Source organism: Eikenella sp. NML99-0057, from assembly GCF_001648535.1.
In the GTDB taxonomy this organism is placed as follows: domain Bacteria; phylum Pseudomonadota; class Gammaproteobacteria; order Burkholderiales; family Neisseriaceae; genus Eikenella; species Eikenella exigua.
Genome location: NZ_LXST01000005.1, coordinates 49,276 through 69,103, shown reverse-complemented (window position 1 = coordinate 69,103; position 19,828 = coordinate 49,276). Strand labels below are relative to the sequence as shown.

The 19,828-nt window shown below is 58.6% G+C and carries 21 protein-coding genes; 8 read left to right on the top strand and 13 right to left on the bottom strand.

Annotation, left to right across the window (positions count from 1 at the left end):
- Nucleotide 1: 1 nt before the first annotated feature.
- The 4 genes from secD to A7Q03_RS07090 form a co-directional block, all read right to left on the bottom strand.
- Nucleotides 2-1,834 carry a protein translocase subunit SecD gene (secD, locus tag A7Q03_RS07105; protein WP_067448547.1) on the bottom strand — a complete coding sequence of 611 codons (1,833 nt, stop codon included), beginning with the start codon at nucleotides 1,832-1,834 and terminating at the stop codon, nucleotides 2-4.
- Between the two features lie 67 nt (nucleotides 1,835-1,901).
- The gene (gene yajC / locus A7Q03_RS07100) at nucleotides 1,902-2,204 is read right to left on the bottom strand and encodes a preprotein translocase subunit YajC (protein ID WP_067448545.1); all 303 of its coding nucleotides are present in this window, start codon (nucleotides 2,202-2,204) and stop codon (nucleotides 1,902-1,904) included.
- A 303-nt stretch (nucleotides 2,205-2,507) separates the two neighbouring features.
- Nucleotides 2,508-3,242: a UDP-2,3-diacylglucosamine diphosphatase gene (locus A7Q03_RS07095; protein ID WP_067448543.1), complete on the bottom strand. Its 735-nt coding sequence runs from the start codon at nucleotides 3,240-3,242 to the stop codon at nucleotides 2,508-2,510.
- Nucleotides 3,243-3,245: 3 nt separating this feature from the next.
- Entirely contained in the window at nucleotides 3,246-3,593 is a 348-nt protein-coding gene (locus A7Q03_RS07090) for an arsenate reductase (protein ID WP_067448541.1), read from the bottom strand.
- Nucleotides 3,594-3,704: 111 nt separating this feature from the next.
- Between A7Q03_RS07090 and A7Q03_RS07085 the strand changes: the two genes are divergently transcribed.
- On the top strand, nucleotides 3,705-4,340 hold the full coding sequence (locus A7Q03_RS07085; protein WP_067448539.1) for a hypothetical protein: 636 nt from the start codon (nucleotides 3,705-3,707) through the stop codon (nucleotides 4,338-4,340).
- 149 nt (nucleotides 4,341-4,489) lie between these two features.
- Here the strand turns inward: A7Q03_RS07085 and dtd are convergent, their stop codons facing one another.
- The 8 genes from dtd to rpsP all read right to left on the bottom strand — a co-directional run bounded on the left by dtd (nucleotide 4,490) and on the right by rpsP (nucleotide 11,300).
- Nucleotides 4,490-4,948, bottom strand: coding sequence for a D-aminoacyl-tRNA deacylase (dtd, locus tag A7Q03_RS07080; protein WP_067448624.1), 459 nt, complete (start codon nucleotides 4,946-4,948; stop codon nucleotides 4,490-4,492).
- 226 nt (nucleotides 4,949-5,174) lie between these two features.
- On the bottom strand, nucleotides 5,175-7,922 hold the full coding sequence (gene gyrA, locus A7Q03_RS07075; protein WP_067448537.1) for a DNA gyrase subunit A: 2,748 nt from the start codon (nucleotides 7,920-7,922) through the stop codon (nucleotides 5,175-5,177).
- Between the two features lie 333 nt (nucleotides 7,923-8,255).
- Nucleotides 8,256-8,669 (bottom strand): endonuclease/exonuclease/phosphatase family protein, encoded by a 414-nt coding sequence (locus A7Q03_RS10425; RefSeq protein WP_369814462.1) that lies wholly within the window; start codon nucleotides 8,667-8,669, stop codon nucleotides 8,256-8,258.
- The gene (locus A7Q03_RS10420; RefSeq protein WP_197474754.1) at nucleotides 8,633-9,118 is read right to left on the bottom strand and encodes a hypothetical protein; all 486 of its coding nucleotides are present in this window, start codon (nucleotides 9,116-9,118) and stop codon (nucleotides 8,633-8,635) included. Before A7Q03_RS10420 ends, A7Q03_RS10425 begins: the two co-directional genes overlap by 37 nt.
- Before the next feature lie 272 nt (nucleotides 9,119-9,390).
- The gene (rplS, locus tag A7Q03_RS07065) at nucleotides 9,391-9,762 is read right to left on the bottom strand and encodes a 50S ribosomal protein L19 (protein WP_067448535.1); all 372 of its coding nucleotides are present in this window, start codon (nucleotides 9,760-9,762) and stop codon (nucleotides 9,391-9,393) included.
- Between the two features lie 17 nt (nucleotides 9,763-9,779).
- A complete protein-coding gene (gene trmD, locus A7Q03_RS07060) occupies nucleotides 9,780-10,523 on the bottom strand; it encodes a tRNA (guanosine(37)-N1)-methyltransferase TrmD (RefSeq protein WP_067448533.1) in 744 nt (247 codons plus the stop codon).
- Complete coding sequence (rimM, locus tag A7Q03_RS07055; protein ID WP_067448531.1) at nucleotides 10,523-11,035, bottom strand: ribosome maturation factor RimM; 513 nt, start codon at nucleotides 11,033-11,035, stop codon at nucleotides 10,523-10,525. The genes trmD and rimM overlap by 1 nt, the downstream gene beginning before the upstream one ends.
- A gap of 16 nt (nucleotides 11,036-11,051) precedes the next feature.
- Nucleotides 11,052-11,300 carry a 30S ribosomal protein S16 gene (rpsP, locus tag A7Q03_RS07050; protein WP_023887900.1) on the bottom strand — a complete coding sequence of 83 codons (249 nt, stop codon included), beginning with the start codon at nucleotides 11,298-11,300 and terminating at the stop codon, nucleotides 11,052-11,054.
- Between the two features lie 392 nt (nucleotides 11,301-11,692).
- Between rpsP and hslU the strand changes: the two genes are divergently transcribed.
- Nucleotides 11,693-13,030, top strand: a complete 1,338-nt coding sequence (hslU, locus tag A7Q03_RS07045) for an ATP-dependent protease ATPase subunit HslU (protein ID WP_197474753.1) — start codon at nucleotides 11,693-11,695, stop codon at nucleotides 13,028-13,030.
- A gap of 261 nt (nucleotides 13,031-13,291) precedes the next feature.
- On the top strand, nucleotides 13,292-13,498 hold the full coding sequence (locus A7Q03_RS07040; protein WP_067448529.1) for a hypothetical protein: 207 nt from the start codon (nucleotides 13,292-13,294) through the stop codon (nucleotides 13,496-13,498).
- Between the two features lie 105 nt (nucleotides 13,499-13,603).
- Here A7Q03_RS07040 and A7Q03_RS07035 read toward each other — a convergent pair whose 3' ends face one another.
- Entirely contained in the window at nucleotides 13,604-15,391 is a 1,788-nt protein-coding gene (locus A7Q03_RS07035; RefSeq protein WP_067448528.1) for a M48 family metalloprotease, read from the bottom strand.
- A gap of 261 nt (nucleotides 15,392-15,652) precedes the next feature.
- Here A7Q03_RS07035 and A7Q03_RS07030 point away from each other — a divergent pair, with 261 nt between their 5' ends.
- The 5 genes from A7Q03_RS07030 to A7Q03_RS07010 all read left to right on the top strand — a co-directional run bounded on the left by A7Q03_RS07030 (nucleotide 15,653) and on the right by A7Q03_RS07010 (nucleotide 19,706).
- Nucleotides 15,653-16,084: an HIT family protein gene (locus tag A7Q03_RS07030; RefSeq protein WP_067448525.1), complete on the top strand. Its 432-nt coding sequence runs from the start codon at nucleotides 15,653-15,655 to the stop codon at nucleotides 16,082-16,084.
- A gap of 172 nt (nucleotides 16,085-16,256) precedes the next feature.
- Entirely contained in the window at nucleotides 16,257-17,441 is a 1,185-nt protein-coding gene (locus A7Q03_RS07025; RefSeq protein ID WP_067448523.1) for an LD-carboxypeptidase, read from the top strand.
- 114 nt (nucleotides 17,442-17,555) lie between these two features.
- Nucleotides 17,556-18,182 (top strand): recombination mediator RecR, encoded by a 627-nt coding sequence (recR, locus tag A7Q03_RS07020; RefSeq protein WP_067448521.1) that lies wholly within the window; start codon nucleotides 17,556-17,558, stop codon nucleotides 18,180-18,182.
- Nucleotides 18,183-18,345: 163 nt separating this feature from the next.
- Nucleotides 18,346-18,909, top strand: coding sequence for a TIGR01440 family protein (locus A7Q03_RS07015; RefSeq protein ID WP_067448519.1), 564 nt, complete (start codon nucleotides 18,346-18,348; stop codon nucleotides 18,907-18,909).
- Between the two features lie 176 nt (nucleotides 18,910-19,085).
- Complete coding sequence (locus tag A7Q03_RS07010; RefSeq protein ID WP_067448517.1) at nucleotides 19,086-19,706, top strand: DUF4189 domain-containing protein; 621 nt, start codon at nucleotides 19,086-19,088, stop codon at nucleotides 19,704-19,706.
- The last annotated feature ends 122 nt before the right edge of the window (nucleotides 19,707-19,828 follow it).

Below are 19,828 nucleotides of genomic sequence, written 5' to 3'. Positions count from 1 at the left end.
CTTAGTGCTCCTTGGCGGTAGGCAGGGTGATGCCGATGGACAAAGTACTCAGCTTGCGGCGGCGGCCATACCATAGGTTCACGAAGGTACGGGATACCACCACGGATGAGAACATAGAAGTAAGGATGCCGATACAGTGCACCACGGCAAAGCCGCGTACTGCGCCGGAACCGAATACCAAGAGGGCGATACCGGCAATCAGCGAGGTGATGTTGGAATCGACAATGGTGTTCCAAGCGTGGCGGTAGCCTTCGCTGATGGCCTGTTGCGGGCTCATGCCGTCGCGCAGCTCTTCCCGGATACGCTCGTTAATCAGCACGTTGGAATCGATGGCCATACCGAGCGTGAGCGCAATGGCTGCAATGCCGGGTAGGGTGAGCGTGGCTTGCAGCAGCGACAAAATTGCAACTAGGAACAACAGGTTGGCAGTGAGTGCCAGCACGGAGAAGATGCCGAACAGGCGGTAGTACACTACCATAAAGGCGGCCACAACCAGGAAGCCCCACAGCGTGGAGTGGAAACCTTTTTGGATATTTTCCTTACCCATAGAGGGGCCAATGGTGCGCTCTTCGATGATTTCCATCGGCGCGGCCAGCGAGCCGGCGCGCAGCAGGAGAGCGGTATCGTTGGCTTCAGCCACGTTCATGCTACCTGAAATTTGCACGTTGCCACCGGGAATTGGTTCGTTGATGGTCGGCGCGGTAACGATTTCGGCTTTGCCCTGGTCGATAAGGATCATCGCAGTGCGGCGGCCGACGTTGTTGCGGGTAAGATCGGCGAAGATGCTGGTGCCGGCGTTATCGAGCTTCAGGTTTACCGATGGGCGGTTGTCGTGGGTGAAGCCGGCTTGGGCATCGTTGATGTTGTCGCCGGTGAATTCCACCTGCTTGCTCACTAAAAGCTGGCCGCCTTCGGCGGTGGGCAGCAATTCATAGCCGGCTGGCACGTTGCCGGCTTCCGCCTGTTGCAGCAGCGCGGGGTCGTCGGCCACCATGCGCACTTCCAGCGTGGCGGTGCGGCCGATGATGTCTTTGGCTTTGGCGGTGTCTTGCACGCCGGGCAGCTGCACCACGATGCGGTCGGGGCCGGCTTGCTGGATAATCGGTTCGGCCACGCCCAATTCGTTCACGCGGTTGTGCAGGGTGTTGATGTTTTGCTTCACGGCGGCATCGCGGATTTGCGTTTGGGTGGCCTCGGGCAGGCTCACCACCAAGTTGTTGCCGTCAGCCCTCAATTCCGCATCCGGAGCAGTTTCTTTCAGTTTGGGCAGGGCGGCCTGCAGGGTAGCTGCATCTTGGAAAGGCACAATCAGCGTATCGCCGCTGCGGCGCATATTGCCGGTGCGGATTTTATCTTTGCGCAGCTGGCGTCGGAAGTCGCCGGAGATGCGGTCGAAGGTTTTGTCCACTGCTGCGTGCATGTCTACACGCATGGTGAAGTGCACGCCGCCGCGCAGGTCGAGGCCGAGGAACATCGGGTTGGCACCGAGCTTGGTCATCCAGTCGGGGGTGTTGGCAATCAGGTTGAGGGCGATGATGTAGTTGTCGCCCAATTTCTGCTCGATAACGTCGCGGGCTTTGCTCTGCAACTCTTCATTGGGCAGGCGCACGCGCAGGCTGCCGTCGGCAATAAACATGCCGTTGTGCTGGATGTTGGCTGCCTTCAATGCCTCTTCCACAGCTTGTTCGGTGGTTTGATCGATGTGGATCGACTGGCGGTTGGTGGAAACCTGAACGGCCGGGGTTTCGCCGTAGAGGTTGGGCAGGGCGTAGATGGCGGATACAACGATAACCAGCCCAATCAGCAGGTATTTCCAAAGCGGATAACGGTTCATAACGGGCTTTCAGAAACGGAAAACGGGCAGCGTGGCCGGAATGCGGCTGCTGCGCCGTAGGAAAAGGTTAGTTTTCGAGCTTTTTGATGATGGCGTCGCGGTGAAACTCAACCACGGTGTCGGGGGCAACTTCTAGGCCGATGATTTCTTCGCCGATTTTGGAAACTCTGCCGATCATGCCGGCGCCGGTCATCACTTTGTCGCCTTTTTTCAGTTCGCTGAGCATCTCGCGGCGGCGCTTCTCGTCACGCTGTTTCGGCCGGAGAATCATGAAGTAGAGCATGGCGAAGAGGAAAATCAGCGGGAGGAAGCTCTGAATGGTACTCATCAGGTCGGGCTGGGCTGCGGTGGCGAGTGGGAAATGCAACATGGGGCAAGACTCCAAAAAGAAAAATGAAAGTGTGCCATTGTAAACGGGCGGCGGGGTTTTTCCAACCCGTGGAATGGAAATTTAGGCGCGGTTGCCATGAGGCAAGGGGATTTTGTGGTGGGCGGGTGTGCGGCGGGCTGAAATTTTGCCGGGTTGGGTTTTATCCTATCCGCTGGATTAACACGGGCTACCTGAAATAATCTGCGGCATTACAGATATGGATTTCAGGTAGCCTGTTAAATTTTCAGGTAGCCTTCCCCAGCAGTGGAAAGGCTACCTGAAAATGTTCTTGAACAAGCTTGGCTAATCTAAGGCCAGATGCTGCGCATTTACGCCTTCGGGTGATACGACAAGGCAGCCGCCTTCTTTACCATACCAGTCTTGCAGCACAAAGCGGGTGAAGCTTTGGCCGTCGGGTAGGGTGTGCCGGTGGGTGGCCGGGCGGTGAGTGTGGCCGTGGATAAGATCAGCGCCGGGGTGTTGCGCCATCAGGGCGGATACCGCTTCTTCGGTTACGTCGGAAACGGCGCTTTTGCCGTTTTCGGCTTTGCCGCGTTCGCTCATCTGGCGGATTTGCTGCGCCAATAGGCGGCGTTCAGCCAGAGGTTTGGCGAGGATGGCGGCTTGCCATTGCGGCTGGCGCGATTGGGCACGGAACTGCATATATGGCAGGTCGGCGGTACAGAGTTCGTCGCCGTGGGTGAGCAGGTATTGGTGGCCGTAGAGGGTAACCGGATGCTGCTCGGGCAGCAGGGTCATGCCGCTGCGGCTGGCGAAGTCTTGGCCGAGCAGGAAATCGCGGTTGCCAGGGATGAAATACATGGGTTTGTGTTGGGCGAATGCTTTTAATTCGGCGGCGATATGGTCGGTGAAGAGAGTGCGGTCGTCGTCGCCCACCCAGGCATCGAACAGGTCGCCGAGAATGTAGAGGGCATCGGCCGTGCTTTGCCAGTGGTGCAGTTGGCGCAGGAAGAGTTCGGTGAGCTTGGGGCTGTGCTCGGAGAGGTGGAGGTCGGCGATAAAGATGGTTTGATTCATGGTTTAGGCGAAGATTTCGGAATAACGTTCGGGGGAAAAGCCGATGTGGACGCGGCCTTGGTGTTCGAGCACGGGGCGTTTGATCACGGAGGGCTGTGCCTGCATCAGGGCGATGGCGCCTTCGCGGCTGTCGGCAGCAGTTTGTTCGGCCGGGCTGAGTTTGCGCCAGGTGGTGCCTTTGCGGTTGATGAGAACGTCTGCACCAACGGCGTCGAGCCAATGGGCGAGCTGTTCGGGCGCAGGGGCTTCGGTTTTGAAATTAACGAAGGTGTGGGGCACTTGTTTTTCGTCCAGCCAGGTGCGGGCTTTTTTCACGGTGGCGCAGTTTGGGATGCCGTAGAGGGTGGTCATTATTGTGTATAATCCTTGCCGATTGAAACGCCCGCCATTGTACGGGTAGGATGTTTTTTTGTCATGGCATGGCATAAGTTGTGCCAGGATATATTTGATTTTGGAGAATTTATGAAACATTGGATATGGGCGGCCTTGGCTGCCGGTTTGCTGGCCGGTTGCGGTGCGCAGGAAGCAGGCAAGGGGCAGTTTCGGGATGTGCTGGCGCGTTATGCGGCGGCAAATGAAGTGTGCTTGCCGTTGGCTTTGGATGCCGATGGAGCTGCGCCGCTGCTGGGCTCGGAGCGGATTGTGCTGCCGCGCCGTGATGTGGAAGATAAACGCATCAATGAAGCAGCCATCAAGCAGATGCGGGCTTTGGAGAGCGCCGGTTTGTATGAGTGCTTGAAAGAGGGCGATGACGAAGTAGCGCTGGTGTTCGCGCTCACCGAAAACGGGCGCAAACATACCCGCGCCGGCCTAAACAGCCCGCTGTTCTGCCTGGGTCATGAGCATGTGGATAAAGTACAGTACTACACCGAGCCGGCCACCAACGCCGCTGGCCTCACTGTATCCCGCGTGGTGTATGAGGGCAGCATCACGATGGACGGCTGGGCAAAGCGCCTAGTGCGCCAGGGCAGCGAAACCTGGCAGAACCGCCTGCCACTGAAGCGGGTGGAACAGGCTACGCTGGTGAAAACCAATGATGGCTGGCGCGATATGCGCGAACTGCCGCCTGCCGAAGGCGTGGCGCAGACAGCGCAGTAGCAAAGGTTTCAGGCTACCTGAAAACAGAATGGGACACTAAAACGGCGGCATGGAAATGCCGCCGTGTGCTTTTCTAAGTGAGATGTCGGACTCAAGAATCCGATCTGCGGTTGTCATACAGCTTTTCAGGTAGCCTTTATCGTGCTGCTTTAAAACGTTTTTTGCGAATCCAGCAAAATGGTTACCGGCCCGTCGTTGCACAAGCTGACCAACATGTGGGTGCGGAAGTGGCCTTCGGCCACGTTCACGCCGTGGCCGCGTAAGAGGGCGGCCACTTGCTGATACAGCGTTTCGGCCTGTTCGGGGCGGGCAGCTTGGGTGAAGGAGGGGCGGCGGCCGTTACGGGCGTCGCCGTAGAGGGTGAATTGCGATACCAGCAGCACTTCGCCGCCGGTGTCTTTCACCGACAGATTGAGTTTGCCGGCTTCGTCTTCAAAGATGCGCAGGTGGGCGATTTTGTCGGCGATATAGCGGGCATCGGTTTCGCTATCTTCGCTGCCCACGCCGAGCAGCACGCACAGGCCATGGGGGATTTGGCTGAACGGTGCATCGGGCGCATCGGCGGCGGCGATGTGGGCATGGCTGACTTTTTGGATAACGGCACGCATGGTTTCAGGTAGCCTTTCTGGTTGTTCCCAATAGGCAGGGTGCAGCATGGGCTTGGCCTTGCCGTATATGCATGTTGCCTACGGCTTGCTGCTTGGTTGCCGGCCTATTGGCGGGATGATGGTTTAGGGTAGATAAGGATAAACAAAAGGCTACCTGAAAATAGTACAGAGCCGGTTTTAACTTCGTTGGCACTTTGCTTTCAGGTAGCCTTTTCTTGGCAGGCGCTTAAGCCTCGTCTTGTTCTTGGCTCGGGCTTTCGGCTGAGGTTTGGGTTTCGGCGGCTTGTGCTTCGTCTTCCTCTTCTTCGGCTACGCGCTCGAGGCTGACGAGGGTTTCGCCTTCGTCCAGGTTAATCAGCTTCACGCCGGCGGCGGCGCGGCCGGTTTCGCGGATTTGTTCCACCTTGGTGCGGATGAGTACGCCGCCGCTGGTGATCAGCATCAGGTCGTCGCTTTCGCTCACCAGGGTGGCAGCCACCAAGTCGCCGTTGCGCTCACCGGTGTTGATGGCGATGTTGCCTTGGCCGCCTTTGTTTTTGCGGTTGTAGCTGGCAATCGGGGTGCGTTTGCCGTAGCCGTTGGCGGTGGCGGTGAGCACTTGCAGTTCGCTCTGCTCGCACTCGGGGGCGAAGGTGATAAGGCTGACGATGCGGCCGTTTTCGGGCAGTCTCATGCCGCGCAGGCCGCCGCTGCCGCGGCCGCTGGGGCGTACGCCGTGTTTGCCGCTGATGGGGGCGCTTTCGGCGCTGTCGTCTTCCTGGCTACCTGAAATTTCGGTGTCGTTGTCGTCGCCGGTTTCTTCGTCGTCGCTGCTGCGCTCCCAATATTCATTGAAGCGGATGGCTTTGCCGAGGTTGGAGAAGAGCATGATGTCGTTGCGGCCGGAGGTGCGCGCCACGCCCACCAAGCTGTCGCCTTCTTTGAGGGCGATGGCTTTGATACCAACTTTGCTCACGTTTTTAAACGCGGAAAGTTGCACTTTTTTCACCACGCCCATGGCGGTGGCGAAGAAAACGTATTCGTCTTCGGGGAAGTCGCGCACGGGCAGGATGGCGGAGACTTTTTCGTTTTCGTCCAGCTGGATAACGTTGTTGATCGGGCGGCCGCGCGAATTGCGCCCGCCTTCGGGCAGTTTGTACACCTTAATCCAGTGGCAGCGGCCGTGGTTGGTGAAGCACATCAGGTAGTCGTGGGTGTTGGCCACAAACAGGGTTTCGATGAAGTCTTCGTCTTTGGTGGCGGCGGCCTGCTTGCCGCGACCGCCACGCCGCTGGGCTTGGTAGTCGGTGGTGGGCTGGGTTTTGATGTAGCCGCCGTGGGTGAGGGTAACCACCATTTCACGCGGCGGAATCAGGTCTTCGTCGGCGATGTCGCCGCCGAACGGGTTGATTTCGCTGCGGCGCGGGTCGCCGAAGTTGGTTTTGATTTCGATGAGCTCGTCGTGGATGATTTGGGTGATGCGCTCGGGCTTGGCCAAGATATCCAGGAAATCGATAATCTGCGCCATGATGGTTTTGTAGTCGGCGAGGATGGTGTCTTGGTCGAGGCCGGTGAGGTTGCGCAGGCTCATGCGCAAGATGGCGTCGGCTTGCAAGTCGCTCAAATAATAGCCGTCTTCGCGCAGGCCGAGGTTTTCAGGTAGCCCTTCTGGGCGCGCCATGTTCAAATCCAAATCGGTGCGGCTGAGCATGTCGCCCACCAGGCCGGACTGCCACGGCCGCGCTAACAGCTTGGCTTTGGCTTCGGCAGCATCAGCGGATTCTTTGATGAGCTGAATCATCGGGTCGATATTGGAAAGCGCCACGGCTTTGCCTTCGGCGATGTGGCCTTCGTGCCGCGCTTTTTTCAGGCGGAACAGGGTGCGGCGGGTAACCACTTCGCGGCGGTGGCGCAAAAATTCGGCCAGAATCTGCTTCAAATTCAACAGGCGCGGTTGGCCGTCGACCAGGGCCACCATGTTGATGCCGAAGCTGTCTTGCAGCTGGGTGAGTTTGTAGAGCTGGTTGAGCACGACTTCGGCGTTTTCGTTGCGCTTCAGTTCGATGACCACGCGCATACCGGATTTGTCGGATTCGTCGCGCAAATCGGAAATGCCTTCCAGCGTTTTCTCGCGCACCAACTCGCCGATTTTTTCCACCAGCTTGGCTTTGTTTACCTGATAGGGGATTTCATCGATGATGATGGCTTCGCGCTCGCCGTGTTTGCCGATGGGCTCGATATGGGTTTTGCCGCGCATCACCACGCGGCCGCGGCCGGTGCGGTAGCCTTCGCGTACGCCGGCGAGGCCGTAAATGGTGGCGCCGGTGGGGAAGTCGGGGGCTTTGATGGTGTCGATGAGCGCGTCGATAGACGTGTCGGGATCGGCCAAGAGTTGCAGGCAGGCATCCACCGTGTCGCCCAAATTGTGCGGCGGGATGTTGGTGGCCATGCCCACGGCAATACCGGCCGAGCCGTTGGTCAGCAGGGCGGGGAAGCGGGTGGGCATCACCAGCGGCTCTTGTTCGCTGCCGTCGTAGTTCGGGCCGAAGTTTACGGTGTCTTCTTCAATGTCGGCCAGCATTTCGTGGGCGATTTTCGCCATGCGGATTTCGGTATAACGCATGGCTGCCGCGCCGTCGCCGTCCACCGAGCCGAAGTTGCCCTGGCCGTCTACCAGCATATAGCGCATGGAGAAGGGCTGCGCCATACGTACGATGGTGTCGTACACCGCGCTGTCGCCGTGTGGGTGGTATTTACCGATAACGTCGCCCACGATACGGGCGGATTTTTTATAAGACGAGTTCCAATTATTTTTCAGCTCGTGCATGGCGTAGAGCACGCGGCGGTGCACGGGTTTCAGGCCGTCGCGCACATCGGGCAGCGCGCGGCCGACGATTACAGACATGGCGTAATCGAGATAGCTTTTGCGCATTTCCTCTTCGAGGCTGACGGGGATAGTTTCTTTGGCAAACCGGTGGTCGTGGGTGCTGCTCATGGAGATTTAAAGCCCAATCGATTAAAACGCGTTATTTTATCACACAATGTGCGGTAAGGCTGGGCGGGAAAGGCTACCTGAAAACGAAATGGCAGTTTCGGCTAGCCTTGAGGGATGATGTGGGTTTCCGAGACGAATTATTTTTCAGGTAGCCTGCATCCTTTGCCTTGTTCATCGTGTATTTTTGTGGGAATAGCAAGCCGTAGGTTGGATTTCTGAATCCGACGGTTTTGGCGTAACCATTTTGTCGGTTACGAGTATCTGGCCTACAGATTGGGAAAGGCTACCTGAAAACAGAATAGTGAGTTTCAGGTAGCCTTTTATGTTTCTGCTTCATTGGCCGGTATATTCCACCAAGAGCGGCCGGTGGTCGGAATACTGCCAGGGCAGGGTGCGGGCGGAAACGTTTAGGCCTTTGGCTAAGGCGTGGTCGATATTGAGGAAAAACGGTTTCCAAGTGGGCGTGAAGTAGCTGGTGGCGGGGCGGCTGCCGCTTTCTTGCAGGAAGCGGCGGAACAGCGGGGAAAATGGGCTGCTGTTGAAGTCGCCCACAGCCAGCGCGCGCGGTTCGGCGGCAAGGGCGCAGGCGGTTTCGGCCAGGTAGTGCTGCCGCGCCCCGGCCAGTTCGCTGCTGATGGGTGGCGGCGGGTGCAGGGCGTAGAGGGCGGTGCCGTCGGCAGTTTGGGCGCGGATATAGGGGTAGTCGCCAATCATGCGCACTTCGCAGGCGGCCAGCGGCTGCTCCACAGGGCGAGGGCGAAGGGGCTGTGTTCGCGGTGTTGGCAGCCATGCGGATAGGCTTGGCGCAGGCTTTGCCAGCCGGGGTTGTCGAGGTTGATTTCGCCCAGCGCGAGCAGGTCGGCCTGTTCGGCCAAGAGGGCGGCGCTTTCTGCTTCGGCGGCGGGGTTATCGAGGTGGACGTTGTACCAAACCAGCCGCGTGCCGCCGGCCGGGGCATCGGGCAAGGCGAAGGGCTGAGCCAGCCATAGCAGAGATGCGGCAGCACACACGAGCCACAGCGCACGCCACTTCGGGCGCGGCCAAATCGCGGCGAGAATGAAGACGGCAGTGTAGTGGGGCAGAAAATGGCTGAACAGTTCGACCGGCCAAAACAGGCTACCGAGCTGTCCGATCAGCATGGCAGCCAGGGCGAGCAGGGCGAGAAGGTGCAGGCGCAGGCGGAGAAAGGCAGACATGGCGGTGTGGGTGAAAAGGTGGCGGGTGGGATAGAGGCTACCTGAAAATGGGCGTGGTGTATTTTGATAAAACGGAATGTAATGGATTTTATCAAGAGTAAGTTTGTGGGTCTCTACGAAGCTAGAACTTCAGGTAGCCTTTATTTGCTCGATATTTGGCTTTGTGTTCAGGTGTTTTCTATGGTTTCAGCATGCATGAGATAAAGCGGTTCGGGAATCAATCCACAAACAAAAACCTGCCGCAGAGGGCAGGTTTTCGATAACAGCAAAGATTAATCTTCCAGTTTGCGGCCAGACAGTTTTTCTTTGATGCGGGCAGCTTTGCCGGTGAGGCCGCGCAGGTAGTACAGTTTGGCACGACGAACGTGGCCGCAGCGTTTCACTTCGATTTTTTCCACGTTGGGAGAATACAGCTGGAAAGTACGCTCCACGCCTTCACCGCTAGAGATTTTGCGCACGATGAAGTTGCTGTTCAGGCCACGGTTGCGGCGGGAAATTACCACGCCTTCGTAGGCTTGCAGACGGGTACGGTTGCCCTCGGTTACGCGCACGGAAACGGATACGGTGTCGCCGGGAGCGAATTCGGGGATGGTTTTGTTCAAACGGGCGATTTCTTCCTGTTCGAGCTGTTGAATCAAGTTCATTGCTATAGTCCTTAAGTTTATGATGGGATATCTCGTTCCTCCTGCTGGATTTTCTGCAGGAGCCTAGATTCCTCTGGGGTTAATGCGCGGCCGGCCAAAAGGTCTGGTCGGCGCTGCAGGGTGCGGCGCAACGCTTGTTCTAAGCGCCATTCCGCAATCAGGGCGTGGTTGCCGCTGCGCAATACAGCGGGCACGGCCATGCCATGAAATTCTATCGGGCGGGTGTAGTGTGGGCAGTCTAAGAGGCCGTTGGCAAAAGAATCCTGCCCGGCCGAATTGGCATCGCCCAACACGCCGGGGATCAGCCTCAACACCGCATCCATCAGCATCATGGCTGGCAACTCGCCGCCAGATACCACAAAGTCGCCAATGCTGATTTCTTCATCAATGGCGCTGCTTAACAGGCGATCGTCTATGCCTTCGTAGCGGCCGCACACCAAAATCAAACTGTCCAGTTTAGCCAGTTCGGCTGCTTTTTGATGCGTCAATTGGCTGCCTTGCGGGCTGAGGTAAACCACTTTGCCATTATGCTGCGCTTTGGCGGCATCGATTGCCGATTGTAGCGGTTCAGCCATCATAATCATGCCGGGGCCGCCGCCAAAAGGCCTGTCGTCGATGTAGCCCAATTTGTTGTCGGCAAACTGGCGCGGGTTGATGCTGTTGAAATGCCATAAGCCGCGTTGCAGGGCGCGGCCGGTTACGCCGTAGTCGGTGATGCTGCGGAACATCTCGCCAAACAGGGTAACGGCTTGGATATACATCAGTAATCCAAGCCCCAATCGACAATGATGCTGCCTTGTTCCAAATCCACATTGTCGATGTAGTGATCGACAAACGGAATCAGTTTGCGGCCATGCTCACCATCTACTACCAAAATATCGTGCGCACCGGTTTCCATCAGGCTGCTTACTGTGCCGATGAGCTCGTTTTGCCGGTTGTATGCCGTCAAGCCGACCAAGTCGGCCCAGTAGTATTCGCCTTCTTGGGCGGGCTCAAAATCGCTGCGTTTGATTTCGATGGTGTAGCCGCGCAACAGCTGTGCAGCATCACGGTCGCTTATCTCGGCGAATTTTACTTGCAATTCATCGCCGGCCACCTGGCCGTTGTCCAGCGTGTAGCTGCGGGAAACACCGTCTTTGCTCAGCTGCCATACAGGGTAGTCCAGTAGGCTGTCGGCATATTCGGTATCGGCGGCCACTTTTACCCAGCCTTTGATGCCGAAAGCGCCTTTCACATAGCCCATGGCTACCCAGTTGTCTTGGCTGCGGCTCATGGCGGGTATTCCAGAATTAAGCGGCTTTCTGCTGCTCTTTTACCAAGCGGGCAACGGCATCGCTTACTTGCGCGCCTTGGCTCACCCAGTAGTTCAGGCGTTCGGTGTTCAGGCGTACGCGCTCCTGTTTTTCGTTGGCTACGGGGTTGTAGAAGCCAACGCGCTCGATAAAGCGGCCGTCACGACGGTTGCGTGAATCGGCTACCACGATGTTGAAAAACGGAGAATGCTTGGAGCCGCCGCGCGAAAAACGGATAACTACCATATTATTATTCCTTCTTCCTTCGGGAAATTTGATCAATAAGAAAACAGCGGATTTTAGGGTAATTTGCCATGCGGGCGCAAGCATTTGTTGAAAAAATACCGTTTTACCGTGGTATCGGGTGGACGATATGCCGCAAGCGGCTCGTTTTGGGTGCGGGTTGCGCCGTATTTTCAGGTAGCCTTTTTCTTGGTAGATGCTACGCCAACAGGCTACCTGAAACCAAACTCTCGGGCAAACTAGTTAGCTGCCCTTGATTTTCGCAGCAGCGGTGCCATTTGCCTGCTGTTCGTGATAGCGGATTAAATTGCCTTTTGCTGCCAGGCAAGCCAATGCTGGCGCAAAAGCCGGGTTAATCCGCCCTATATTTGATCAAGCTATTTGGGAGCCGTTTTATGAGCACTTCCGTGATGACCCCGCAAGAAATTGTCCATGAGCTGGACAAACACATCATCGGCCAACAGCAGGCCAAAAAGGCTGTGGCCGTGGCCTTGCGCAACCGCTACCGCAGAAGCCAGGTGGCCGAGCCGCTGCAAAGCGAAATCGTGCCGAAAAATATCCTGATGATCGGCCCCACCGGCGTGGGCAAAACCGAAATTGCCCGTCGTTTGGCGCGGCTGGCCAATGCGCCGTTTATCAAAATCGAGGCCACCAAGTTCACCGAAGTGGGCTATGTGGGGCGTGATGTCGACAGCATCGTGCGCGATTTGATGGAAATCGCCCTGAAGAATTTGCGCGAGCAGGCTGTGCGCAAAAATCGCGACCGCGCCCAAGACGCTGCCGAAAACCGCGTGCTCGACGCGCTCCTGCCGCCTCCGCCGCAAACCGGCTTCGAAGGCGAACCGGCCGAACCGCAGCCCGAAAGCCACACCCGCAAAAAATTCCGCGAAATGCTGCGCCGGGGCGAATTGGATGATAAAGAAATCAACATCGAATTGAGCCAAGCCTCACCAACCTCCATGCAAGTGATGGGCCCGCCCGGCATGGAAGAATTCAGCAGCCAGCTGCAAGACATGTTTGCCAACCTCAGCAAAGGCCGCACCAAACCGCACAAAATCAAAGTAGCGGCCGCCATGAAGCTCTTGCTGGACGAAGAAGCCGCCAAACTGATTAACGAAGAAGAACTGCGCGAACAGGCCGTACACGCCGTCGAGCAGCATGGCATCGTATTCCTCGACGAAATCGACAAAATCGCGGCCGACAGCAACCGATACGGCGGCGACGTATCGCGCCAAGGCGTGCAACGCGACCTTTTGCCGTTGGTGGAAGGCACCACCGTGCAAACCAAATACGGCATGATTAAAACCGACCACATCCTCTTCATCGCTTCCGGCGCCTTCCATTTAAGCAAACCCAGCGACCTGATTCCCGAGCTGCAAGGCCGCTTCCCCATCCGCGTGGAATTGAGCAGCCTTACTGTGGAAGACTTCCAAGCCATCCTCACCAGCACCGATGCCAGCCTCACCAAGCAATACCAAGCCCTGCTGGCTACCGACGGCGTAGAGCTCGATTTCGCCCCCGACGGCATCACCCGCCTGGCCGAAATCGCTTTCCAGGTGAACGAGAAAACCGAAAACATCGGCGCCCGCCGCCTGCACACCGTGCTGGAAAAACTGCTGGAAGACGTATCTTTCCACGCCCCGCAAGGCACTACGCAGATTACTGCCGCCTATGTAGACGAGCGGCTGGCCGAAGTAGCCGAACAGGAAGATTTGGCGCGGTATGTGCTGTAAGCCGTTCGGATAAGGAAAAGGCTACCTGAAAATTTTAGCTTCGCAGAAACTCGCGAGCTCGTTTTCAGGTAGCCTTTTCCTCTGTATACAGCTTTATTTCAGTCGGCCGCAGGCAGCTTTAGCTTCAGTTGGCTAGGCGTTCGTTTTCGGGGGCGTTCGGTGGCGAAGCTGTAGTATTGGGCGAGGCGGGTGGCGGCGGTAGTGTCGCCGTTTTCGGCTTTGGTTTGCAGGCGGGCGAGTTGATGTGGTTTGAGCTGGAAGATGCTGCTGGTAAATCAAGGGGGCTTGGGGGATGTCGTGTTGTTCGTCCAACACTGTTTGCAGGCATGGTGGCAGGGCAATGCCGCGCTATTTGAGCCGGTATGCCCAGCTGGCAGCATCAAGATAGTGGTATTGAGCGAGGAAGCTTTCGGTGGCGGCGAGCTGGGTTGGGCGTTGAGCATAGCGGGGATTTTTGGCAGGTGGTGAAGGAAGAGGGGGCAGGTGTTGTATGGTTATTTGTCTATGCTCTGGCAGTTTTGTATTGGATAAAGGCTACCTGAAAAATCGAGTCGGCGAAGTTTTAGGTGGTTTCTAACCTTTACTGCCTGCTATACCGAAGTGCCAGGCACCGATATCGAGGCGCACACAGAGGTAGCGCCAGAGCAGGGGGCGGCGAACGGGGAGGGTGGCGGCAAGGGGGCGTAGCAGGGCGATTTTGGCGGGATCGGTGAGCAGTAACGCGCCTTTCACGGCGGTTTGCAGTTGTTTGGGCGAGAGCTCGCCAGCGCGGGTTAGGGCTGCGGCAGCAGGATGTTGCGCGAGGCGGCTAGTTGGCGGGGTGGGGGCAAGATAGGCTTTGAGCAGCAGCCAGAGATAGGCTTGCTCGAGGTTGGTGCCGTGTTGGTGGAAGCGGTTGCGGATTTGGTCGAGTAGGGCTTGCAGGACATGCTCTTCCTGCATTACGAGGGCGGGCAGGAGATGTTCGAGCAGCTCGGTGCTGGGCAGCAGGGGATGCTGCTGAAGGCGGGCGAGCTGCTGCCAAACGAAGGGGCTGATGCCGCCGTTGTGTTCGGCCTGGTGCCAGCAGCTGGCGGGCAGGGCGGGCACTTGAAACAGGCAGAGCAGGGCGGCAGAGGCATATTCGCCATCGTAGGCGGCGGCTTGCCAGTCGGCTTGCAGGGGCAGATACGGGGCAGACGGGCGGTGGCGGTGGATGCGCGCCTGCATCAGGGCCTGCCGCTGGCGGTAGAGGTTTTCGGCTTCTTCAGCTTCGGCGCTCATCGGTTGCGGGGCGGCGAAGCTGAGGTGAACGGGGGAAGGCAGGGTGAGGCTGTCAGCGTCGGCCAGTTCTCCGGCCAGTCGGCGGGCAGCGGTGGCATCGAGCCTGCGGATGCGTTCGATAAGTGGCGGGTGGGTGGCGGCGAGGCTGCCGGGGCGGATGCGGCCGAACATCAGGTGGGCGTATTCGGGGGCTTCGGGGGAGGCGAGGCGGCAGGAGGCGGTGCGGGCGCTTTTGCGCAGGGCTTCGATGAGCGGGGCAGTTTGGCGGGTGAGCTGCACGGCGGAAGCGTCGGCCATAAATTCGCGCTCGCGGCACACGGCGGCCTGCAGCCAGAGGGCAAACACGCTGCCCACCGAGCCTAGCGCAATCAGAAGTGCGCCGAGGGCTTGCAGCGGCAGGGTTTGCATGATGATTTCCACGCCGTTGTCGAAAGGATGGTTGTCTACATTTTTGCGGCGGCGGTATTCCAGATAATGTTCGTTGTCGCGGCCGTAAAGGAAATAGCGCCCGCTGCTGGCGATGCCCTGCAGGCCGTGCAGCCAGGCGGCCAGATAGCAGTTGAGCCGCATGTCGCCGTTGCGGATGTGGCTGAATTCGTGGGCAACGATGGCTTGCAGCTCGTCGCGTGTGAACAGGTTGATGGCGCCTTGGGTAACGCCGATTACGGCGCTGCGCGGGCTCATGCCGGCGGCAAAGGCGTTGATGCTGCCGTCGCGGCGCAGCAGGTACACCGGCGGGGTGGGCAGGCCGGCGGAAAGCGCGGTTTCCGCCACCACGTTGAGCAGCCGCCGTTCGGCAAAGGTGGCGTCGGCCAGCAGCAAGGCCTCGCCGCCCAGCCGCTTGGCTATCGCTTCGCCGCCACGCCGCAGCTCGCGCAGGCGGTGCAGGCTCAGACCGATGGTGAGCGCACACACAAACAGGGCAGGCGGCAGGTAGTACCACCACAGGCTGTGCCGTACTTTGGCGCTGAACAAAAACGGCAGGCTGCCGAGCCCGGCGGAAGTGATGGCGACTGTGCCGATCAGAGCCAGCACATAGAACACCACCAGCCGCACGGTGCGGCGGCGCGATTGCTGCTGGCGGTGGAAGAAGCGCATGGGGAAATCCTTGGGAGGGGGAATATGGCTAAAATCATGATTTCTTCCTACAAGGCGAGCTAACGCAGTAGGAAGGAAGCTATCGCTTGAATATAGCCAATCTGGCGGAGGAGGTAAAGGCTACCTGAAAAGAGGATTTGCACTTGTTTTAACTTCGTTGAAGCTGCGCTTTCAGGTAGCCTTTCTCCCGCTCCACTTGGCAAACCTGTCGTCGTGCTATACCCTTGCCCCGATTCGTTAAACCACCTTGAAGGAACTGAAATGCCTGCCTCCTGCCCGCTGTGCCGTGCTGAAAATGAAACCGTGCTGTGGCAAAACAGCCGATTGCGCGTGATTGCCGTAAACGACACGCCCGCCGCACCCGCGTTTTGCCGCGTGATTTGGCGCGACCATGTGGCCGAGATGACGGATTTGCCCGCAGCAGAGCGGCAGGAAATGATGGCGGCGGTGTGGCGCACCGAAGCGGCGATGCGCCGGGTGTTGCGCCCGGCTAAAATCAATCTGGCCAGTTTCGGCAACCAAGTGCCACACCTGCATTGGCATGTGATTGCCCGCTTTGAAAACGATGAGTTTTTCCCCGATTCGATTTGGGCCGCCCCGCGCCGCGAAGCCGTGCCCGAGCTGCCGGAAGGCTGGCAGCGGCAGGTGGCCGAATTGTTGGCCAAGGAAGGGGCGGCGGACGGGCTGGTATAATGCCCGCCGTCTGCCAAATTTGAAGGCTACCTGAAACATGGTTGGCACAACATTTTCAGGTAGCCTCCACACCACTAACAGGTTGTCTGAACCTCAGTTTGATTTTTCGTTTTAACTGCGTTGAAGCTTGCGCTTTCAGGTAGCCTCCACTCAATGATTAAGGAAACCCGCCATGCTGTTCCCCCATCTTTCCCGCCGCCGTTTTCTCAGCGCCTCCGCCACCCTGGCCGGAGCAGGCGTGTTGCAGGCGTGCAGTGCTCCCGCCATGCCCGTGCTGCCGACCAACCAGAGCAGCACAGGCAGCGGCAATACGTCAGCCCGCCCTGCCCGCAGCGGTAGCGGCACCACCTTGCGCGTGGTGGCTCCTTCCGGCTTCGCGCCCAAGCCCGAACAGGCGCAGGCCGGGCTGTTGCGCCTGTATAACGCCGGTTTCACCATCACCAACCAGCAGGCTGTGGAGCGCCGCAGCCAGCGGTTTGCCGGCACCGACGCCGAACGCATCGCCGATTTCCAAGACGTGGCTTCCGGCAAAGTGCCCACCCCGCAAGTGCTGATGGGCATGCGCGGCGGCTACGGCGCAGTACGCTTGCTGCCCCATATCGACTGGCCTTCGCTCGGCGCACGCATGCGCGAACACGGCACCCAGCTTTTCGGCTTCAGCGACGTGTGCGCCATCCAGCTCGCCCTGCTCGCCCAAGGCAATATGTGCAGCTTCGCCGGCCCCATGCTTTATAGCGGCTTCGGCAAAGCCCAGCCCTCGGTATACACCATGCAAGCCTTTATCGACGGCAGCACCCGCGCCGATTTGAGCATTCAAGTATCGGAAGTGCAGGCCGCCAACGTGCCCACCCTGCACGGCACTATGTGGGGCGGCAACCTCAGCGTGATTGCCTCCCTGGCCGGTTCGGCCTACCTGCCTCAGCCCGAAGGCGGCATCCTCTTCCTCGAAGACGTGGGCGAACAGCCCTACCGCCTCGAACGCATGCTGCAAACCCTGCATCTGGCCGGCATCCTCAAACGCCAACAGGCCATCGTGCTCGGCAACTTCCGCATGGGCAGCGCGCGCGACGTGTACGACGGCGGCTATGACCTCTCCAGCGTGATCCGCACCCTGCGCCGCATCAGCGGCATCCCCGTGCTCACCGGCTTCCCCTTCGGCCACATCAGCGACATCGCCACCTTCCCGCTGGGCGTGCAAACCACCATCCGCGGCAACAGCCCCGGCGGCTACAGCGCCTCCTTCAGCGGCCACCCCACGCTCAACCCCGCCGCCCTCACGCTCAGCAACCTGCTGCCGCCCCCGCCCTCGTTCGACAGCCCCGCCGCAGCGGAAGACAACAGCGAAGCCAGCGAATAGCCGTAGGATTTCAGGTAGCCTTCTCAAAGCAAAAAGGCTACCTGAAAAATAACAAGCAGAGCGTATTCTGCCGCCCAATCCCTTGCCAGCCAAAGGCTACCTGAAACCCAAACCATGACCCGCAAAAAAAACGACGCCTTTACCCGCCTCACCCAAGCCCTCGAAGTTTTGCCCAACGTCGGCCCCAAATCCGCCCGCCGCATGGCCTACGAACTGTTGCGCCACAAGCGCGAAGGCGCCGCCGAGCTAGCCGCCGCCCTGCAGCACGCCCTCACCGCCGTGCAGCATTGCCGCCTGTGCAACACCTTCTGCGAAGGCGAGCTCTGCGCCATCTGCGCCGACCCCGCGCGCGACGGCCGCCGCCTGATGATTGTGCACCTGCCCGCCGACGTGGCCGGCATGGAAGCCGCCCATTGCCACGACGGCCTCTATTTCGTGCTCATGGGGCAAATCAGCCACGCGCAGGGCATGGATTTGCAGCACATCGCGCTCGACAAACTCGTTGCCCGCCTGCAAGAGAGCGAAGTGGAAGAAGTGATTATCGCCACCGCCTTCACCCCCGAAGGCAATGCCACCGCCTATGTGTTGGCCGAGCTTTTTAAAAATCTGCCCTACCGCGTGAGCCGACTGGCGCAGGGCATGCCGCTGGGCAGCGAGCTGGAATACATCGACGCCGGCACACTGGCGCAATCCGTGTATGAACGGCGGCTAGTGAAAGAGCAGGGAGGAAAGGGCGAATAGCCAGTGGGCAGGAAAGGAAAAGAGGCTACCTGAAAGGTTCAGGCAGCCTTTTCCGCACACCGCCAAGCCGTATTTTATTCTTTATCAAAACCACTTCCGCCCGAAGCTGCTAAAATCCCTCATGCCGCACAGTTTGCGGCGATCAGCATAAAGGAGGCATCTCATGGATCTAACCCGATTAGCCGAACAAACCCGCGCCCTTGCGCTCGATATCCTGCACCAATCCGCCATCGGCGAAGGGCAGATTTTCGTGCTCGGCCTTTCCACCAGCGAAGTGGTCGGCGGCCGTATCGGCAAAAATTCCAATCAGGAAGTGGGCGAAGTGATCGTGAAAACCCTGCTCGACATCCTGAACGAACGCAAAATCTACCTCGCCGTGCAAGGCTGCGAGCACATCAACCGCGCCTTGGCCGTGGAGCGCGAGCTGGCCGAACAATACGGGCTGGAAATCGTGAACGTATTGCCCGGCCTGCATGCCGGCGGCAGTGCGCAGCTGGCCGCCTTCAAATATATGCGCGACCCGGTGGAAGTGGAATTCATCACCGCCCACGCCGGGCTCGACATCGGCGATACTTCCATCGGCATGCACATCAAACACGTGCAAATCCCCCTGCGCCCGCAACAGCGCGAACTGGGCTCCGCCCACGTCTGCGCCCTGGCCAGCCGCCCGCGCCTGATCGGCGGCGAACGCGCCGGGCACTATAAAGACAGCATCCGCCGCGTGTGAAGCCAACCGGCAGGACAAAGGCTACCTGAAAGTATGAGCCGCAACGCAGTTCAAATCACGGCACGCTTTTCAGGTAGCCTTCAAGCAGCGGGATAGATGTTTACAATATCTTGTTTTTTGTTACAATCCGATCATCGGCAATACCCTTATTCCCCTTTCCAAACAGGAGCGGCAAGATGAAGCAAACCATGATGAACACGGCAGCGGGCGTATTGGCGGTGCTGCTATTGGGCAGTGCGGGCTTGGCTTGGGCACAACTCACACCAGCGCAAATTCAGCAACAAGAATTCCAGCGGCAGCAAAACGAAATCGGTATGTATTACCAACAGCAGCAGAATAATCAGCAAGCTACTCCACGCGGCCCCACCGCCGCCGAAATACGCGCCTGGGAGCAGCGCGAGGCGGAGGTGCAAGCCGAAATCGCGGAACTGCGCCGCACGCCGTTTTATGGAGTGGTTGCGTTTGATTTTTCTGCCAGCAAGTTGGTATGGGTAGCCGGTTTTAAGAGTGAGCAAGTGGCACGGCAAAGGGCAATGCGCCGGTGCTCGACATCCGATTGCCGAGTGGTGGCGGTATTCAACAACACCTGCGCGGTGCTGACCACGCCAGACAGCGGAGTGAAGGCACCGTCTGATTTATTCTTCGGCTACGACACAGACGACAAACTCGCGGCAGAAAAATCCATGCAGCAATGCGAGCTGGCAAACGGGCGGGGTAATTGTGGATATTCCTCCGTGGAAACGAAACATGGCACGGCATTCTGTACGGGCTACGATTACAGTGCGTACGGGCAGTAGATAAAATCCCCGGTTGGAGGCTGAAAAGGCTACCTGAAATATTTTCAGGTAGCCTTTCCTCTTGCCGGCCCGCCAATACTGCTACAATGCCCGCCTTCCGAAACCACCTGCCAAAGGCTACC

What these genes read in the sequence shown, in the direction of transcription:
- secD (WP_067448547.1), bottom strand. Translation starts at nt 1,834, where the DNA reads ATGAACCGTTATCCGCTTTGGAAATACCTGCTGATTGGGCTGGTTATC.
- yajC (WP_067448545.1), bottom strand. Translation starts at nt 2,204, where the DNA reads ATGTTGCATTTCCCACTCGCCACCGCAGCCCAGCCCGACCTGATGAGT.
- A7Q03_RS07095 (WP_067448543.1), bottom strand. Translation starts at nt 3,242, where the DNA reads ATGAATCAAACCATCTTTATCGCCGACCTCCACCTCTCCGAGCACAGC.
- A7Q03_RS07090 (WP_067448541.1), bottom strand. Translation starts at nt 3,593, where the DNA reads ATGACCACCCTCTACGGCATCCCAAACTGCGCCACCGTGAAAAAAGCC.
- A7Q03_RS07085 (WP_067448539.1), top strand. Translation starts at nt 3,705, where the DNA reads ATGAAACATTGGATATGGGCGGCCTTGGCTGCCGGTTTGCTGGCCGGT.
- dtd (WP_067448624.1), bottom strand. Translation starts at nt 4,948, where the DNA reads ATGCGTGCCGTTATCCAAAAAGTCAGCCATGCCCACATCGCCGCCGCC.
- gyrA (WP_067448537.1), bottom strand. Translation starts at nt 7,922, where the DNA reads ATGAGCAGCACCCACGACCACCGGTTTGCCAAAGAAACTATCCCCGTC.
- A7Q03_RS10420 (WP_197474754.1), bottom strand. Translation starts at nt 9,118, where the DNA reads ATGTCTGCCTTTCTCCGCCTGCGCCTGCACCTTCTCGCCCTGCTCGCC.
- rplS (WP_067448535.1), bottom strand. Translation starts at nt 9,762, where the DNA reads ATGAACTTGATTCAACAGCTCGAACAGGAAGAAATCGCCCGTTTGAAC.
- trmD (WP_067448533.1), bottom strand. Translation starts at nt 10,523, where the DNA reads ATGTATATCCAAGCCGTTACCCTGTTTGGCGAGATGTTCCGCAGCATC.
- rimM (WP_067448531.1), bottom strand. Translation starts at nt 11,035, where the DNA reads ATGAGCCGCAGCCAAGACAACTGGGTAGCCATGGGCTATGTGAAAGGC.
- rpsP (WP_023887900.1), bottom strand. Translation starts at nt 11,300, where the DNA reads ATGGTAGTTATCCGTTTTTCGCGCGGCGGCTCCAAGCATTCTCCGTTT.
- hslU (WP_197474753.1), top strand. Translation starts at nt 11,693, where the DNA reads ATGAGCACTTCCGTGATGACCCCGCAAGAAATTGTCCATGAGCTGGAC.
- A7Q03_RS07040 (WP_067448529.1), top strand. Translation starts at nt 13,292, where the DNA reads ATGCTGCTGGTAAATCAAGGGGGCTTGGGGGATGTCGTGTTGTTCGTC.
- A7Q03_RS07035 (WP_067448528.1), bottom strand. Translation starts at nt 15,391, where the DNA reads ATGCGCTTCTTCCACCGCCAGCAGCAATCGCGCCGCCGCACCGTGCGG.
- A7Q03_RS07030 (WP_067448525.1), top strand. Translation starts at nt 15,653, where the DNA reads ATGCCTGCCTCCTGCCCGCTGTGCCGTGCTGAAAATGAAACCGTGCTG.
- A7Q03_RS07025 (WP_067448523.1), top strand. Translation starts at nt 16,257, where the DNA reads ATGCTGTTCCCCCATCTTTCCCGCCGCCGTTTTCTCAGCGCCTCCGCC.
- recR (WP_067448521.1), top strand. Translation starts at nt 17,556, where the DNA reads ATGACCCGCAAAAAAAACGACGCCTTTACCCGCCTCACCCAAGCCCTC.
- A7Q03_RS07015 (WP_067448519.1), top strand. Translation starts at nt 18,346, where the DNA reads ATGGATCTAACCCGATTAGCCGAACAAACCCGCGCCCTTGCGCTCGAT.
- A7Q03_RS07010 (WP_067448517.1), top strand. Translation starts at nt 19,086, where the DNA reads ATGAAGCAAACCATGATGAACACGGCAGCGGGCGTATTGGCGGTGCTG.